The sequence below is a fragment of the Pseudomonas sp. GM49 genome (assembly GCF_000282355.1).
GTDB lineage: Bacteria > Pseudomonadota > Gammaproteobacteria > Pseudomonadales > Pseudomonadaceae > Aquipseudomonas.
Genome location: NZ_AKJL01000015.1, coordinates 45,023 through 61,866 on the forward strand (window position 1 = coordinate 45,023; position 16,844 = coordinate 61,866).

General features: G+C 59.7%; 14 protein-coding genes. 8 read left to right on the top strand and 6 right to left on the bottom strand.

What is annotated here, in order from left to right:
* The first annotated feature begins 119 nt into the window (after window positions 1-119).
* Window positions 120-1,550, top strand: a complete 1,431-nt coding sequence (gene sbcB, locus PMI29_RS27685; protein WP_007993690.1) for an exodeoxyribonuclease I — start codon at window positions 120-122, stop codon at window positions 1,548-1,550.
* A gap of 99 nt (window positions 1,551-1,649) precedes the next feature.
* On the opposite strand, the gene mvaT is transcribed toward sbcB, so the two are convergent.
* Window positions 1,650-2,027: a histone-like nucleoid-structuring protein MvaT gene (gene mvaT / locus PMI29_RS27680; RefSeq protein ID WP_007933316.1), complete on the bottom strand. Its 378-nt coding sequence runs from the start codon at window positions 2,025-2,027 to the stop codon at window positions 1,650-1,652.
* Window positions 2,028-2,363: 336 nt separating this feature from the next.
* Here mvaT and purU point away from each other — a divergent pair, with 336 nt between their 5' ends.
* Both purU and PMI29_RS32225 read left to right on the top strand, forming a co-directional pair.
* Window positions 2,364-3,212 (top strand): formyltetrahydrofolate deformylase, encoded by an 849-nt coding sequence (gene purU / locus PMI29_RS27675; protein ID WP_007993692.1) that lies wholly within the window; start codon window positions 2,364-2,366, stop codon window positions 3,210-3,212.
* A gap of 86 nt (window positions 3,213-3,298) precedes the next feature.
* The gene (locus tag PMI29_RS32225; RefSeq protein WP_007993693.1) at window positions 3,299-3,475 is read left to right on the top strand and encodes a hypothetical protein; all 177 of its coding nucleotides are present in this window, start codon (window positions 3,299-3,301) and stop codon (window positions 3,473-3,475) included.
* Here PMI29_RS32225 and PMI29_RS27670 read toward each other — a convergent pair.
* From PMI29_RS27670 to PMI29_RS27655, 4 genes are all read right to left on the bottom strand, one after another.
* Window positions 3,462-4,457 carry a lysylphosphatidylglycerol synthase transmembrane domain-containing protein gene (locus tag PMI29_RS27670; RefSeq protein WP_007993695.1) on the bottom strand — a complete coding sequence of 332 codons (996 nt, stop codon included), beginning with the start codon at window positions 4,455-4,457 and terminating at the stop codon, window positions 3,462-3,464. The two genes, PMI29_RS32225 and PMI29_RS27670, sit on opposite strands and share 14 nt — an antisense overlap.
* Window positions 4,454-5,230 carry a DUF2334 domain-containing protein gene (locus tag PMI29_RS27665; RefSeq protein ID WP_033051924.1) on the bottom strand — a complete coding sequence of 259 codons (777 nt, stop codon included), beginning with the start codon at window positions 5,228-5,230 and terminating at the stop codon, window positions 4,454-4,456. Before PMI29_RS27665 ends, PMI29_RS27670 begins: the two co-directional genes overlap by 4 nt.
* Window positions 5,223-6,335 carry a glycosyltransferase family 4 protein gene (locus tag PMI29_RS27660; protein ID WP_007993698.1) on the bottom strand — a complete coding sequence of 371 codons (1,113 nt, stop codon included), beginning with the start codon at window positions 6,333-6,335 and terminating at the stop codon, window positions 5,223-5,225. Before PMI29_RS27660 ends, PMI29_RS27665 begins: the two co-directional genes overlap by 8 nt.
* A gap of 212 nt (window positions 6,336-6,547) precedes the next feature.
* The gene (locus PMI29_RS27655; protein ID WP_007993700.1) at window positions 6,548-8,437 is read right to left on the bottom strand and encodes a methyl-accepting chemotaxis protein; all 1,890 of its coding nucleotides are present in this window, start codon (window positions 8,435-8,437) and stop codon (window positions 6,548-6,550) included.
* Window positions 8,438-8,625: 188 nt separating this feature from the next.
* Between PMI29_RS27655 and PMI29_RS27650 the strand changes: the two genes are divergently transcribed.
* Window positions 8,626-10,104: a helicase HerA-like domain-containing protein gene (locus PMI29_RS27650; RefSeq protein WP_033051927.1), complete on the top strand. Its 1,479-nt coding sequence runs from the start codon at window positions 8,626-8,628 to the stop codon at window positions 10,102-10,104.
* A gap of 37 nt (window positions 10,105-10,141) precedes the next feature.
* Here the strand turns inward: PMI29_RS27650 and PMI29_RS27645 are convergent, their stop codons facing one another.
* On the bottom strand, window positions 10,142-10,597 hold the full coding sequence (locus PMI29_RS27645) for a DUF721 domain-containing protein (RefSeq protein ID WP_007993705.1): 456 nt from the start codon (window positions 10,595-10,597) through the stop codon (window positions 10,142-10,144).
* Window positions 10,598-10,904: 307 nt separating this feature from the next.
* Here PMI29_RS27645 and secA point away from each other — a divergent pair, with 307 nt between their 5' ends.
* From secA to PMI29_RS27625, 4 genes are all read left to right on the top strand, one after another.
* A complete protein-coding gene (secA, locus tag PMI29_RS27640) occupies window positions 10,905-13,640 on the top strand; it encodes a preprotein translocase subunit SecA (RefSeq protein WP_033051925.1) in 2,736 nt (911 codons plus the stop codon).
* 121 nt (window positions 13,641-13,761) lie between these two features.
* A complete protein-coding gene (argJ, locus tag PMI29_RS27635; protein ID WP_007990760.1) occupies window positions 13,762-14,979 on the top strand; it encodes a bifunctional glutamate N-acetyltransferase/amino-acid acetyltransferase ArgJ in 1,218 nt (405 codons plus the stop codon).
* 162 nt (window positions 14,980-15,141) lie between these two features.
* The gene (locus tag PMI29_RS27630) at window positions 15,142-15,774 is read left to right on the top strand and encodes a glutathione S-transferase family protein (RefSeq protein WP_033051926.1); all 633 of its coding nucleotides are present in this window, start codon (window positions 15,142-15,144) and stop codon (window positions 15,772-15,774) included.
* Window positions 15,771-16,715, top strand: a complete 945-nt coding sequence (locus PMI29_RS27625; protein WP_007993710.1) for a Nudix family hydrolase — start codon at window positions 15,771-15,773, stop codon at window positions 16,713-16,715. The genes PMI29_RS27630 and PMI29_RS27625 overlap by 4 nt, the downstream gene beginning before the upstream one ends.
* The last annotated feature ends 129 nt before the right edge of the window (window positions 16,716-16,844 follow it).

Consider the following 16,844-nt stretch of genomic DNA (forward strand, 5'->3'; position numbering starts at 1 on the left):
GGAAACGACATAACTGTGTATGGCCGGGCGAGCCGCGCAAGGTGCTTGAATGACAGACTACTGGCCGGGGCGGGAGGTGAACGCCTAGACTTTGCCGATCTTCAGTTCAGGAATCGCCCGTGACCTCCATCTTCTGGTACGACTACGAAACCACTGGCATCAATCCCCGTTGCGACCGTCCGTTGCAAATGGCCGGCCTGCGCACCGACTTCGATCTCAATGAAATCGACGAGCCGGTCAATCTTTATTGCCAACCCAGTGACGATATCCTGCCGCATCCGGCCGCTTGTGCGATCACGGGAATCACGCCCGGGCAACTGCAGGCGCAGGGCTTGAGCGAAGCCGATTTCATGACCCGGGTGCATGCCCAGCTCGCGGCGCCCGGTACCTGTGGCGCGGGGTATAACACCTTGCGTTTCGACGACGAGATGACCCGCTACAGCCTGTACCGCAATTTTTTCGACCCTTATGCGCGGGAGTGGCAGGGCGGCAACAGCCGTTGGGACCTGATCGATGTGGTGCGCGCCGCCTATGCCTTGCGCCCCGATGGCATGGTCTGGCCGACCGATGACGAGGGGCGGGTCACGCTCAAGCTCGAACGCCTGACCGCTGCCAATGGCATCGATCATGGCAATGCCCACGAAGCGCTGTCGGACGTTCGCGCGACGATCGCCCTGGCACGCCTGATACGGGAAAAACAGCCAAAGCTGTACGATTGGCTGTTTCAGTTGCGCAGCAAGCAAAAAGTCATGGACCAGATACGCCTGCTGCAACCGCTGGTGCATGTATCCGGGCGTTTTTCGGCCGCGCGCAGCTATGTGGGTGTGGTGTTGCCGCTGGCCTGGCACCCGCGCAACAAGAACGCCCTGATTGTCTGTGACCTGCACCTCGATCCCCAGGGCCTGATCGACCTGGATGCCGAAAGCTTGCGTCAGCGCTTGTATACCCGCCGCGACGAACTGGCCGAGGGGGAGTTGCCGGTGCCGTTGAAGCTGATTCACATCAACAAGTGCCCGGTAGTGGCACCGTTGTCCGTACTTCGTCAAGAAGATCAGCAGCGTCTGGGGCTGGATATGACGCTGTATCAGCAGCGGGTGTTGCGGCTAAATGACGCGCAGAAAGTTTGGCTGGATAAAATCCTGGCGATTTATGCCCGCGAAGATTTTTCCCCGAGCCAGGATCCGGAGCAGCAGTTATATGATGGATTTATCGGTGATCGGGATCGGCGATTGTGTGAACAAGTCAGAACCGTTGACCCGATGCAATTGGCACAAGAGCAGTGGCCTTTCGATGACGAACGTTTGCCTGAATTGCTGTTTCGATATCGCGCACGCAACTTTCCCGATACGTTGAATCCCGAAGAGCAGGAACGCTGGCGAATATTCTGTCAGAAACGTTTGTCAGAACCCGGGTGGGGGGCGCCAAATACCCTTGAAAGTTTTGTAGAAGCCGCGGCCCAGTTGAGCGTTAGTGCTACTCCGTTTCAGCAGGGGGTACTCAGTGAGTGGCAGGATTATGTCCAGGGACTGCGCCAGCGTTTGTGTCTTTGAAATCGAACATGCCTGGGCTTAAATACCCCGTAAAAAATAACGCCAGCATTTGCTGGCGTTATTTTTTGTCACGGTTCCGTCTGCGACAAGCTCTGAGGCTTAGCCCAGCAGGGTAGCCCAGCCTTCCACCACGTCACCGCCCCACTTGGCTTTCCACTCTTTCAGAGTCTTGTGGTTGCCACCTTTGGTTTCGATGACTTCACCGTTGTGCGGGTTTTTGTATTGTTTAACTTTGCGAGCACGCTTGGTGCCGGTAGTTTTCACTGCGCCGCCGCGTGGTGCCTTGGTTTTGGATTCTGGATCCAGCAGCGCGATGATGTCACGCAGGGACTTGGAGTATTCACCCATCAGGGTGCGCAGTTTGCCTTCAAATTCCAGCTCGGTTTGCAGTTTGTCGTCTTGGGACAGGTTCTTCAAACGGGCTTGCAGCTCTTTGATAGCTTCTTCGGTGGCGCGATATTCGTTGATCAAGGACATGTGGACTACCTTATGTTGTGCGCTGGATGGCAGGTGACAATGCGGCAATAATAGTCACGGTGTTTCATCAAGTAAACATTTAAGCCAACTTTATTTAATTTAATTGCTGTGGTTTCGGCGCACATTGGTAATGCAGTTGTAAGTGTGGTCCGGGTCTGACAGATATACATAAATTAACAAATGACTGGCACCGCTAGAGCATCCGGGCGAACTGGCAGCGGTGCTGTCCGCCCTGCCGCACCGACCTTCCGGCAAGGCGAAACGTCAACAATACTGCAGTTTTGCTGCGTAATCGCTAGAATGGCGGCCTTTGCGAAGTTCTGGAGTTTCCCCCTCATGCGCACTTTTCGTCTGGTGATTTCTTGCCCGGACCGTGTTGGCATCGTTGCCAAAGTCAGTAACTTTCTGGCATCACACAACGGCTGGATCACTGAAGCGAGCCATCACTCGGACAATCTCAGTGGCTGGTTCTTCATGCGTCACGAAATCCGTGCCGACTCCCTGCCATTTGGTATCGAAGCGTTTCGCGAAGCCTTTGCCCCGATCGCCGAAGAGTTCTCGATGGACTGGCGCATCACCGATACCGAACAAAAGAAACGCGTGGTCCTGATGGCCAGTCGTGAGTCGCACTGCCTGGCCGACTTGCTGCACCGCTGGCACAGCGATGAACTGGACTGCGAAATTTCCTGTGTGATTTCCAACCATGATGACTTGCGCAGCATGGTGGAGTGGCACGGTATTCCGTACTACCACGTCCCGGTCAATCCGCAGGACAAGCAACCGGCCTTCGCCGAGGTTTCGCGCCTGGTCAAACAGCACGATGCCGAAGTGGTGGTGCTTGCCCGTTACATGCAAATCCTGCCGCCCGAGTTGTGCAGTGAATACGCGCACAAGGTCATCAACATTCACCACAGCTTCCTGCCGTCGTTCGTCGGTGCCAAGCCGTATCACCAGGCGTCCCTGCGTGGCGTGAAGCTGATCGGCGCGACTTGTCACTATGTGACCGAAGAGCTGGATGCCGGCCCGATCATCGAGCAGGACGTGGTGCGTGTCAGCCACAGCGACAGCATCGAAGACATGGTGCGTTTCGGCCGTGATGTCGAGAAGATGGTGCTGGCCCGTGGCCTGCGTTATCACCTGGAAGACCGGGTACTGGTCCACGGCAATAAAACCGTTGTCTTCTGACAGACGTACGGCGCAGTTGAAATTCGAAGGGCCTGGGCGTTCAATCGCTTCAGGCCCTTCGCCGTTTCTGCACTGAGGACATGACCATGGCCGATCCACTGGATAAAGCCACCTCCAAGGCTCCCGCCACGCTGGGCGAGGGCTGCCTGAGCCGCTACGACCCGGATGACATGGGGCCTGAAACGGGCACGGAGTTTCCGGATGCCGCGCAGTTGTGGGAGCAGTTGCAGCAGGCGCCCGACGACAAACCTAAGCCTGTCTGAGTTTCATCAGCTTCATCAGCAGCGATCGACCCAGCATCAGCAAGAACACCGGGCCACCGACCAGCAAGTAGAAGTAATACGTCACTGCCCGCCAAATCAGAATCGCCGCTGCCGCCGTGGATTTTCCGACCATGGGCGCCAGCAGCGCAGCGGACGTCAGTTCAGCCGCCCCGGCTCCACCGGGCAGAAGGCTGAATTGTCCGGCGCTCAGCGCCAGCATCTGGACCAGAAAACACCAGGCCCACTGCAAATCCGCGCCCAGCCCACGCAACGCCAGGTACAGCACGCTGTAGCGCAGGACCCAATGCACACAGGTCAGGGCGAATACCTTGATCAAGGTCTGCACGGGCAACTTCAACGTGTCGGTAAACGCCGCCAGAAACTGCAGGAGCTTGCGCGCCCAGCGCATTCGAGTGGCCGCTTTGACATTGACTCGGGCGAGCCATCGGCCGCTCAGGCGAATCAATAAACGGTGATACCGGGCCACCATGACGCAAACGATCAGGCCGGCGAACAGCGAGACGGCGCTGAGCATCAGCATCCATTCCATGCGCTGGCTGAGGTGCTGGAACAGTGCGTAAATCAGAATCCCGCTCAGGGCGCAGAGGAAAAACAGCAAATCGCTCAGTTGGTCCATGGCAAACACTGCACTACCCCTGGCCGGACGCACGCCGTGTCGCGCCAGCAAAGCCATGATCGTCAGAGGCCCGCCGCTGCCGCCGGGCGTGGCGCAGTAGGCAAATTCGGCGGCCATCACCACGCCGAGGCTCCTGAGCCGGTTGACCTTGTCGCATTGATCCCCCAGCAACAGGCGCAAACGCAGGGTGTTCACTGCCCAACACAGCAGGATCATGCCGAACATGATCAGCAACCACGGCAGCGGAAAACCGGTCAGCCGAGACCAGGTTTCGCTGCCGCCCAACAGTGATGGAATCAGCACCGCCGCGAGCAGGCCGACGAGCAACAGCAGTCCGCGACTCATGCCGCACGACCCACAAGGTCGTTTTGCAGCGCCAGCCAATGGGCCTTGGTCATCGGAACGCGGCCGTTGTCGAGCAGGCGTTCGAGGGTTTGTAGCCAGTATCGACGCGAGAACTCATGGCGCATGTCCTCCGGGTGCAGGCCCAGGCGAATCACCGGGGCGTGCTGCCAGCGTTGTTCACGGCGGTCGCTGACGAGCTTCGATACACCCCGGCGCCAGGCACTGCGCGCGCTCCATACCAGTCCCGGCGCCTCGATCGCGGTGAAATCCGGCAAACGGTATAAATGCTGCGAGTCGCTGGTGTAACTCAGCGGCAATTGGCGCAATGCCTGGCGAGTGCCCGGGCTCATCAGCCAGGCCGGGGCGACGAACCCTTCCAGCGGCCAGTCATGACGTTCGAACATCTCGATGCCCGAACGCAGGCGGGCGAGGGCGTCTTCTCGCGACAAACGGTAAAACTCGCCTTCATGGGTGTAGACCCGACGCATGAACCAGTCTCGGGGATTGCCGGTCATCGGCCCGTCGTCGCAGTGGAAGTAACCATGCAGCGCCAGTTCGTCACCCCGGGCGAGCCTGGTACTGAGCTGGCGGCGAAATTGCGGATGGGCGTCCAGGTTGTTGTGTTTGTGGAAATCCGGTACCACCAGCCAGGTGATCGGTACGCCACCCAAGGCGTCGACGGCCTGCACAAAAGGCTGGTAATCGGCCCAGGTTGGCGGTGCCACGTCGTGCAGTACCAGTAGTAAAGCGGGGCTGTTCATGGGCTCAACCATTGGCTGTCAACGGCCATTGGCTGCCGAGCACGGCGTGGTAGTGGCGCAACAAGCTGTTGACCACCGTATCCCAGGCGTAATGCCGTTCGACATGCAATCGTGCTTGTTGGCCAAACGCTGCGCTGCCCGACCCGAACAGTTCTCGAACGGCGGTGGCCATTGCGGCGGGGTTGTTCGGTGCGCAGAGCACACCGCAGTCATCGGTGACGATTTCCTCGAAGGCCCCGGCGGCCACAGCCACCACCGGAATGCCGCTGGCCATGGCTTCGAGTAACACCAGGCCGAAGGTTTCCTGATCGCCGGCGTGCAACAGTGCATCGGCACTGGCCATCAGGCGGGCAACTTGTGCAGCCGGGCAGAACTCGTCGATCACCGTCACGTTCGACGGCACGGCCGTGGGCATCGACGAGCCAACCAGCAACAGGTGATAGCGACGGCCCAGGCGACTCATGCAGTCGAGCAGCACCGGCAGGTTTTTTTCCTTGGCGCCGCGCCCGGCGAAGATCAATAGGTGGGTGTTTTCATCCAGGCCCAGCTCGGCTCGCAGCCCGGGATCTTTGGCATCGGGATTGAAGGTTTGCAGGTCGACGCCGAGCGGTTGCACAAACACATTCTTGACCCCAAGCCCGGTGAGCTTGTCAGCCATGACCCGACTGGGCGCCAGGACCCGGTCGAAGTTGCCGTAGAGCTTGCTGACATAAGCCTCGACGTTGTTGGTCACCCAATTGCCCATGCGGTTGCGGACCAGCAGCGGCAGGTCCGAGTGATAGAAACCGATGACCGGTACATCGAGTTGGCGCCGTGCATCCAGCGCTGCCCAAGCGGTGAGATAGGGGTCGCCGACTTCGATCAGATCGGGTTGCAAGTCTTGCAGGACATTGCGCCAGGGCGCGAGGCGCAGAGGAAAGCGATAGCCCTTGCCGAAGGGCAGGGCGGGTGCCGGAACCGTGTAGATGCCATCCTGTTCGCTAAAAGAAGATCCGGGAATCAGCAAACTGTGGCGAATGCCCGGTTTGATCCCCAAACGACGGTGTTTGGCATCCAGGTAAGTGCGCACGCCACCGCTGGCAGGGGCGTAGAACATGGTGATGTCAGCGATATGCACGATGAACAATCCTCCTGTCCCGGTACTCCCTTGGTTGACCTATATGAAGGATAGATGTTCGGTTGGGGTTGTGCGGGTGGGGGTGTCAGCGGGGATATGTATCGTTTGACAGGCCGCCTTCGCGGGCAAGCCCGCTCCCACAGGGATCTTTGTCGCACTGGAGATCTACTGTGGGAGCGAGCTTGCTCGCGATAGCTGCTGGTGAGGTTGCCTCAGATCCTGAAACTATCCACCAACTGCTTCAACCGCGCCGCCTGCTGCTCAAGGTCCGAGCACGCGCGCAACGTCGATTGCAGGTTTTCCACACCTTCCTGGTTCAGCGTGTTGATCTCGGTGATGTCGACGTTGATCGACTCCACCACCGCAGTCTGTTCCTCGGTCGCAGTGGCCACCGACTGGTTCATGCCGTCGATTTCACCGATACGCAGCGTCACGCTGTTCAGGCGTTCGCCCGCGAGGTTGGCGATTTCCACGCTGTCCTGGCTGTGGCGCTGGCTGTCGCTCATGGTGCTGACCGACTCCCGGGCGCCGACTTGCAGCTCCTCGATCATGGTTTGTACCTGTTGCGCCGATTCCTGCGTGCGGTGTGCCAGGTTACGCACCTCGTCCGCCACCACGGCAAAACCGCGACCGGCCTCACCGGCGCGGGCGGCTTCAATCGCGGCGTTGAGCGCCAGAAGGTTGGTTTGTTGGGAAATGCTGGTGATGACTTCGAGGATCTGCCCGATGTTCACGGTTTTGCTGTTCAGCGATTCGATATTGGTACTCGATGCGCTCAGCATGCTCGACAGTTGATTCATCGCCACGATACTGCGGTCGACCACTTGCTGGCCGTCTTCAGCCAGGCTGCGGGCATCGCTGGCCTGGCTCGAGGCCTGTGCCGCATTGCGGGCGATTTCCTGGGCGGCGGCGCCGAGCTGATTGATCGCGGCCGCAACGCTGCTGGTGCGCGAGGCTTGCTGATCGGAGTTGAACATCGACGAGTTGGAAGCGGCCACCACGCGTAACGCCACTTCGTTGACTTGCCCGGTCGCCGAGGATACTTCGCGGATCGAGCCGTGAATGCGCTCGACGAAGCGGTTGAACGCGGTGCCGAGGGTTCCGAATTCGTCGTTGTTCTGGATGGTCAGGCGCTTGGTCAGGTCGCCTTCGCCGTCGGCGATGTCAGCCATGGCACGGGTCATGACGTGCAAAGGCTGGATCAGGAGGCGGATCAACATGCCGAGCAGGGCGATGATGATGGCCACGGCGATGATCGTCGCAATCACCGCGGAGGTGCGGAATTCGCTGAGCATCGAGTAGGCTTTTTCTTTGTCGACCGACAGAGCTATGTACCAGTTGACCGACGACAAGCCTTTGATCGGGGTGAAGGTCACGATGCGGGTTTTGCCGTCGACCTGGATTTCGCTCAGTGCGCTGCTGATGGCCGGCGTGTCTTGCGGGTAGACATCCTTGAGCGTCTTCATCGCCAGCGCTTTGTCGGGATGTACCAGGATCTTGCCGTCGGAACTGACCAGGAAGGCATAACCCTTGCCGTCGAAATCCAGCGTGCCAAGGCTGTCAGCGATCACTTGCAAACTCAGGTCGCCACCGACCACGCCGATGCTCTGGCCGTCCTTGATAACGCTGTCGACAATGGAAATCACCAGCTGGCCGGAGGCCAGATCGATATAAGGTTCGGTTAAAGCCGAACCGCTGCTGCCTTGCGCGCTCTTGTACCAAGGGCGTGCACGCGGGTCATAGCCATCGGGCATCTTGCTGTCCGGGCGAATGATGAAAGTGCCATCCTTGCTGCCGAGGTAGGCGCCCATGAAGGTCGAGGTCACGGCTTTTTGTACAAGCAGCCTGGAAACGTTGTCAGCATCGGGATTGAGCGCGACAGTTTGTGACAGGTTTTCAATCAGCAGGCTGCGCCCGTTCAACCAGGTCTGGATATTGTTGGCGGTCACTGCGCCCATTTCCTGAAGATAATTTTCCAGGTCTTCGCGAATGGCGTTGCGCTGCAAATAGTCGTTGTACAGCGTGAATGAGGCGAAGGCGGCAATAACAATGAGGGCGGCGGCAAGCAGGATTTTATGGCTGAAACGCAGATTTTTGTTCATGGCTTGGGGTTCCGCTAAGGTCTTAATGTCCAGCGCGTGCTTTTATAAAGGGGCGCACAACGGGCAAGGTTGAAAGCAAGTGAATTTTCCGACTCTCCTTAGGGAAATTTCTGACCAGATCGTGTCTGACTGCTTTGTCGTTATCACTATCGGCCGTGTAGGACCAAAGATTAATCATGGGTGACAAAATGCCTGACTCATTGCAACTCGTTATCGGCGCCGATCTCGAAGGGCTGCCGGTTGCCCAGGCCATGCGCCTGGCGAACCGCCACGGTTTGATCGCGGGCGCGACCGGCACCGGCAAGACCGTCACTTTGCAACGAATGGCCGAAGCCTTCAGCGATGCCGGCGTGGCGGTGTTCGCCGCTGACATCAAGGGTGACCTGTGCGGCCTCGGCGCTGCGGGCAACCCTCAGGGCAAGATCGCCGAGCGGATTGCCGGGATGCCCTGGCTCAACCACAAGCCTCAGGCTTATCCGGTGACGTTGTGGGACGTACACGGTCAGTCCGGTCATCCATTGCGCACGACTTTGAGTGAAATGGGGCCGTTGCTGCTGGGCAGTCTGCTGGAATTGACCGATAGTCAGCAGTCGGCGTTATACGCTGCGTTCAAGGTAGCGGACCGCGAAGGCCTGTTGTTGCTCGATCTGAAGGATCTGAAGGCGTTGCTCAATTACCTGCGGGACAACCCCCTGTTGCTGGGCGACGATGCGGCATTGATGACCACCGGTTCCAGTCAGGCATTGCTGCGGCGTCTGGCGACCCTGGAGCAACAGGGCGCCGAGGCCCTGTTCGGCGAGCCGGCGCTGCAACTCGAAGACATCCTCCAACCCACTGCTGATGGCCGCGGGCGCATTCATTTGCTGGATGCCAGTCGTCTGGTGCATGAAGCGCCGAAAGTCTACGCGACGTTCCTGTTGTGGCTGCTGGCCGAGCTGTTCGAACAGTTGCCAGAGCGTGGCGATGCCGAAAAGCCGTTGCTGGCGCTGTTCTTCGACGAGGCTCACTTGCTGTTCAACGGTACGCCCCAGGCATTGCGTGACCGTCTGGAACAAGTCGTGAGGCTGATTCGTTCAAAAGGCGTGGGTGTGTATTTCGTCACCCAGTCACCCGGTGACCTGCCGGATGATGTACTGGCGCAGTTGGGCTTGCGCATCCAGCATGGCTTGCGTGCGTTCACCGCCAAGGAGCAAAAGTCCCTGCGCGCAGTGGCCGAAGGTTTCCGGCCGAATCCGGCGTTCGATACGTTGTCGGTGTTGACCGAGCTCGGGATCGGCGAGGCGCTGGTCGGCACCCTGCAGGAAAAGGGCACGCCGGAAATGGTCCAGCGGGTGCTGGTAGCACCGCCGCAATCGCGGATCGGGCCGTTGACCGACGCCGAGCGTAAGGTGTTGATCGCAGGTTCACCGTTCAAAGGGCGTTATGACCAGCCGATCGATCGTGAATCAGCCTATGAAGTGCTGATGGGACGCAAGGGACTGGCACCTGAGCCCGAGGCGGAGCAAGGCAAGCAGGAACCGAGTTTCACCGAACAGGCGGGAGAGTTCCTCGGCACAGCGGCAGGGAAGGCACTGAAATCGGCGATGCAACAGGCGGCGAACCAGCTTGGCCGACAGTTGGTACGCGGCTTGATGGGCTCATTGCTGGGTGGCAGCAAACGCCGCTAGCTTGAGCGAACACAGTCAGTGTAGGAGCGAGCCTGTGTCATGATTTGGTCTTGGCGTGCGCCGCCAGTCGCTCCAGCGCTGCCCGCAGATTCGGGTCGCTGATTCCGTCGGCCGTGGCCTGGATGGTCGCGGCCGCATCATCCGACAGATCCATGGTGTGCCCGGCCGCGCCCCGCTGGACGGTAGGCGGCTGCACCTTGAACAGGATTCGCGTCAGGCTGGCAAACTCGTCGAACAGTTGCAGTTGCCGTTGCAGGCGCTTCTGCTGGTAGCGCAGGCGGGTGGCCCAATGACCGTCGGTGACAATCAGTAACAAACTGCCTTCGCGCCAGGAAGCCACGTGGCAATGCTCGCGAGCGGCGGGTTGCAATTGGCTTTCGAGCAATCGTTGCAGATGACCCAGGCGTTGTGCGTGGCCGAGAATGGCTTTCAGCGGCTTGGCTTCGCGTAGTAGAACGGCAGGTACTTTGGCCGTAAGTGGGCGAAATGCCATGATCAGACACCTGAAGTAACAGAGGCGCCATGGTAGCAGAAAGCACCGAATGCACCCGCCCATTGCTTTTGTGGGCGCTTTACCCATTAAATCAACAACTAACTTCTGCCTTGAACGGCTTGAAGTTGAGCAAAACGCCCTTATTTTAAGTGAGCCCCGTCAAAGCGCTGTGCCAGCATCGTGGAATATCGCCACTTTCCTCTCCATCGTTTCCGGGTAGAATGCTCGTTCGCATGCGGCCATGAGGGCTGCACGGGCGACTCACGGGGCCGCCCTCCATCCCTTTAGTGTGGAAGATCCTGCCGATATGTTTGCGCCTTTGTTAAAGAAACTTTTTGGAAGCAAGAACGAGCGTGAAGTCAAACGCATGCTCAAGACGGTGCAACTCGTCAATGCCTTCGAAGAGCAAATGGTGGCCCTTTCGGACGATCAATTGCGTGCCAAGACCAGCGAGTTCAAGGCCCGCATCGCCAAAGGGGAATCCCTCGACAAAATGCTGCCAGAAGCCTTTGCGGTCGCCCGTGAAGCCGGCAAGCGTGTCATGGGCATGCGCCACTTCGATGTCCAGCTGATCGGCGGCATGACCTTGCATGAAGGCATGATCGCGGAAATGCGCACCGGTGAAGGCAAGACCCTGGTGGCAACACTGGCCGTTTACCTGAACGCGTTGTCCGGCAACGGCGTGCACGTTGTGACGGTGAACGACTACCTGGCCCGCCGTGACGCCAACTGGATGCGCCCGCTGTATGAATTCCTCGGCCTGACGGTCGGCGTTGTCACGCCGTTCCAGCCGCCGGAAGAGAAGCGCGCTGCCTACGCCGCCGACATCACCTACGGCACCAACAACGAATTCGGTTTCGATTACCTGCGCGACAACATGGCGTTCAGCATGGAAGAAAAATTCCAGCGCGAACTCAATTTTGCCGTGATCGACGAAGTCGACTCCATCCTCATCGACGAAGCCCGTACGCCGCTGATCATCTCCGGTCAGGCCGAGGACAGCTCCAAGCTGTACATCGAGGTCAACAAGCTGATCCCGCAGCTGAAGCTGCACGTCGAAGAAGTCGAAGGCGAAGTGACCCAGGCCGGTCACTACACCATCGACGAGAAGAGTCGTCAGGTCGAACTCAACGAAGCCGGTCACCAGTACGTTGAAGAAATGCTGACCCGCATCGGCCTGCTGGCTGAAGGCGAGAGCCTGTACTCGGCCCACAACCTGAGCCTGCTGACTCACGTTTACGCCGGCCTGCGCGCGCACAAACTGTTCAATCGCAACGTCGAATACATCGTGCAGGACGGTCAGGTCGTACTGGTCGACGAGCACACCGGCCGTACCATGCCGGGCCGCCGCTTGTCCGAAGGCCTGCACCAGGCCATCGAAGCCAAGGAAAACCTGAACATCCAGGCCGAAAGCCAGACCTTGGCATCGACCACCTTCCAGAACTACTTCCGTCTGTACAACAAGCTGTCCGGCATGACCGGTACGGCCGACACCGAAGCGTTCGAGTTCCACCAGATCTATGGCCTGCAGGTCATGGTGATTCCACCGAACAAGCCGCTGGCCCGTAAAGACTACAACGACCTGGTGTTCCTGACCGCCGACGAGAAATACGCGGCAATCGTGGCCGACATCAAGGAAAGCATGGCCGCAGGCCGTCCGGTTCTGGTCGGTACTGCCACCATCGAAACCTCCGAGCACATGTCCGGCCTGCTCGTGAAGGAAGGCATCGAACACAAGGTTCTGAACGCCAAGTTCCACGAAAAGGAAGCCGAGATCATTGCCCAGGCCGGTCGCCCGGGTGCACTGACCATCGCTACCAACATGGCCGGTCGTGGTACCGACATCCTGTTGGGCGGTAACTGGGAAGTGGAAGTGGCTTCGCTGGAAAACCCGACCCCTGAGCAGATTGCCCAGATCAAGGCCGACTGGCAGAAGCGTCACCAGCAAGTGCTCGAATCGGGTGGTTTGCAGGTGATTGCGTCCGAGCGTCACGAATCGCGCCGTATCGACAACCAGCTGCGTGGTCGTGCCGGTCGTCAGGGCGACGCCGGTTCCAGCCGCTTCTACCTGTCGCTGGAAGACAGCCTGATGCGCATCTTCGCCTCTGACCGGGTGAAGAACTTCATGAAGGCCCTGGGCATGCAGCCCGGCGAAGCGATCGAGCACCGCATGGTGACCAACGCCATCGAAAAGGCCCAGCGCAAGGTTGAAGGCCGCAACTTCGACATTCGCAAACAACTGCTCGAGTTCGACGACGTCAACAACGAACAGCGTAAAGTGATCTATCACATGCGTAACACGTTGCTGGCCGCCGACAACATCGGTGAGACCATCGCCGACTTCCGTCAGGACGTGCTCAGCGCCACCGTCAGCGCACACATTCCTCCGCAATCGCTGCCTGAGCAGTGGGACGTGGCCGGTCTGGAAGCTGCGTTGCAGAGCGATTTCGGTGTGGCGCTGCCGATCCAGCAGTGGCTCGACGAAGACGATCACCTGTACGAAGAAACCCTGCGCGAGAAACTGATGCAGGAACTGATCGCGGCGTACAACGAGAAAGAAGACCAGGCGGGCGCCGAAGCGCTGCGCACCTTCGAGAAACAAATCGTTCTGCGCGTACTGGACGACCTGTGGAAAGACCACCTGTCGACCATGGATCACCTGCGTCACGGCATCCACTTGCGTGGTTATGCCCAGAAGAACCCGAAGCAGGAGTACAAGCGCGAGTCGTTCACCCTGTTCTCCGAGTTGCTGGATTCAATCAAGCGCGACTCGATCCGTGTGCTGTCCCACGTTCAGGTTCGCCGCGAAGACCCGATCGAAGAAGAGCAGCGCCTGCGTCAGGAAGCCGAGGCATTGGCCGCTCGCATGCAGTTCCTGCATGAAGAAGCCCCAGGCCTGGAGCATCCGGAAGTGTTGGGTGAAGAGGTCGATGTTGCCCTCGCTGCTGCGCCGGTTCGCAACGAGCAGAAGCTGGGTCGTAACGAGCTGTGCTATTGCGGTTCGGGCAAGAAGTTCAAGCATTGCCACGGGCAGATTCAGTAAACCCCGTTTCAAACGCTGAAATACCCGCGCCGCGACCGGCTTCTGCCGTCGCGGCGTTTTACCATTCGAACCACCGTTTTTCCTGAAGCGGTGCTGACATCATCTATAAAGGAGCGCATTCATGGCTGTTGGTCTTGGTCCTTTGCCAACGTTGCACCCGGTTGCCGGTTTTGAACTCGGTATTGCCTCGGCCGGTATCAAGCGCCCGGGGCGCAAGGATGTTGTGGTCATGCGCTGTGTTGAAGGCTCCACGGTTGCCGGCGTGTTCACCCTGAACGCGTTTTGCGCTGCTCCGGTGATCCTGGCCAAGCAACGCGTGCAAGGCCCTGTGCGTTACCTGCTGACCAACACCGGCAATGCCAACGCCGGCACCGGCGAACCTGGCTTGGCCGCCGCCGAGCGCACCTGCGCAAGGTTGGCGGAACTGACCGGTGTCGATGCCAGCCAGGTGCTGCCGTACTCCACCGGTGTGATTGGCGAGCCGCTGCCGGTCGAGAAAATCGAAGGCGCGCTGCAGGCTGCCCTCGATGATCTGTCGATCCACAACTGGGAAGCTGCCGCCACCGGCATCATGACCACCGACACCCTGCCAAAAGGTGCCAGCCGTCAGTTCCAGCACGACGGTGTGACCATTACCGTTACCGGCATCAGCAAAGGCGCCGGCATGATTCGACCGAACATGGCGACCATGCTCGGCTACATTGCCACCGACGCCAAGGTTTCCCGCGACGTTCTGCAAAATCTGATGCTCGATGGCGCCAACAAGTCGTTCAACCGCATCACCATCGATGGTGATACGTCGACCAACGACTGCTGCATGCTGATCGCCACCGGTCAGGCTGCGCTGCCGGAAATCACCCGCGCCGAGGGCGAGTTGTTCGCCAAGTTGAAGCAAGCGGTGTTCGAAGTGTGCATGGACGTGGCCCAGGCCATCGTTCGCGACGGCGAAGGCGCGACCAAATTCGTGACCGTTGAAGTCAACGGCGGTGGCAATCACCAGGAATGCCTGGACGTTGGTTACACCGTGGCTCACTCGCCGCTGATCAAGACCGCATTGTTTGCTTCCGACCCGAACTGGGGCCGTATCCTGGCCGCTGTTGGTCGTGCCGGTGTGCCGAACCTGGACGTGAGCAAGATCGACGTGTTCCTCGGTGACGTGTGCATTGCCAGCCGTGGCGCGCGCGCCGCGACCTACACCGAAGCCCAGGGCGCGGCGGTGATGCAGCAGGAAGAAATCACCATTCGTATCGAGCTCGGTCGTGGCGATTGCAGCGAAACCATCTGGACCACCGACCTGTCCCACGAGTACGTGAAAATCAACGCCGAGTACCGTACGTAAGACCGAGTCGCCCCTATCGCGAGCAGGCTCGCTCCCACAGTGACCGCGTTGAACACAACCATTGTGTACGCCGCTGAACCTGTGGGAGCGGGCTTGCCCGCGATGACGGATGACCAGACGCTAGAGATTTTGGCCTGTCCCCCTCATCAAAAGGTCCCGAATATGAGCCTGCACCTGATCATCGGCGACAAACTGCTTTCTTCCTGGTCCCTGCGCGGCGCCCTGGCGCTCGATCTGACCGGTGCTGCCTACACCGAAGAACTGATCAAACTGAACCAGCCTGACACCCGCGATCGTCTGCTCAAGCATTCGCCTACCGGCAAGGTCCCGCTGTTGAAAACCGAACACGGCACCATCGCCGACTCCCTGGCGATTGCCGAATACCTGGCAGAACAGTTTCCGGCCGCCGGCCTCTGGCCGAAAGACATCGCCGCCCGTGCCCAGGCGCGCTCGGCCTGTGCGCAGATGCACAGCGGATTCTTCGCCATGCGCGGCAACATGCCGTTTGACCTGAGCCATGACGCCCCTTTGTCGCCGGTCCCGGCTGACGTTCAGGCCGACATCGAACGCATGTCGGCGCTATGGGCCGAATGCCGTGCTGCCGCGACCGAAGCCGGGCCGTACCTGTTTGGCCGTGCAACCCTGGCTGACGTGTTTTTCGCACCGATTGCCGTGCGCTTGCGCACCTATCAGGTGAAGCTGTCTGCAACTGACGAAGCCTACGTTGAAGCCCTCTACCAATGGCCGGCTTTCAAGGCCTGGCAGAAGGCCGGACTGGAGGAGTTGGAAAAGTGAAACGAGTCCATGTCGCCGCCGCCGTCATCCGCGATGGCAGTGGCCAAATCCTGATCGCCCGTCGTGCCGACTCACAGCACCAAGGCGGCTTGTGGGAGTTTCCAGGCGGTAAGGTCGAGGCCGACGAGTCGGTCGAAACCGCACTGGCCCGTGAACTTCATGAAGAGCTGGGCATCGTGGTCGGCGCTGCGCGCCCGTTGATCAAGATCCGGCACGATTACCCGGACAAGCAGGTGTTGCTGGATGTCTGGGAAGTCTCGTCGTTTACCGGCGAGCCTCACGGCGCCGAAGGCCAACCGCTGGCCTGGGTGGCGCCCCGCGACTTGTCGGGTTATGAGTTTCCGGCGGCCAATCAGCCGATCGTCGCGGCCGCGAAGTTGCCCGCTCAATACCTGATCACGCCGGAAGATCTGGAAGCACCGGCATTGCTGCGTGGTATTCAGAAGGCCATTGCCGGCGGCATCAAGCTGATCCAGTTACGTGCACCGAACGGCTACGACCCGAAATACCGCGACCTGGCCGTGGATGCGGTGGGGCTGTGTGCCGGCAAGGCGCAGTTGATGATCAAGGGGCCGTTCGAATGGCTGGGCGACTTCCCGTCCGCGGGTTGGCACATTACTTCGGCGCAGCTGCGCAAGTACGCAGCGGCTGGCCGACCGCTACCGGCATCGCGCTGGCTGGCGGCGTCGTGCCATAACGCGCAAGAGCTGGCGCTGGCCGAACAGATGGGGGTGGATTTCGTGACCCTGTCGCCGGTTCAACCCACCCTGACTCACCCAGGCGCCGAGCCGTTGGGTTGGGAGCAAGCGTCTGGCTTGATCGAAGGGTTCAGCAAGCCGGTGTTCCTGCTTGGTGGGGTTGGCCCGGCAGAGGTCGAGAAGGCTTGGGCTGCGGGCGCGCAAGGGGTGGCGGGGATTCGGGCATTCTGGCCTGAGAGTTAATTCTCTAGCGAGCCTACAGGCCCCTTCGCGGGCAAGCCCGCTCCCACAGTGTTCAAGGTGAAACACAGATTGTGTGAACACCAACAATCCCTGTGGGAGCGGGCTTGCCCGCGAAGGCGGCCTGACAGC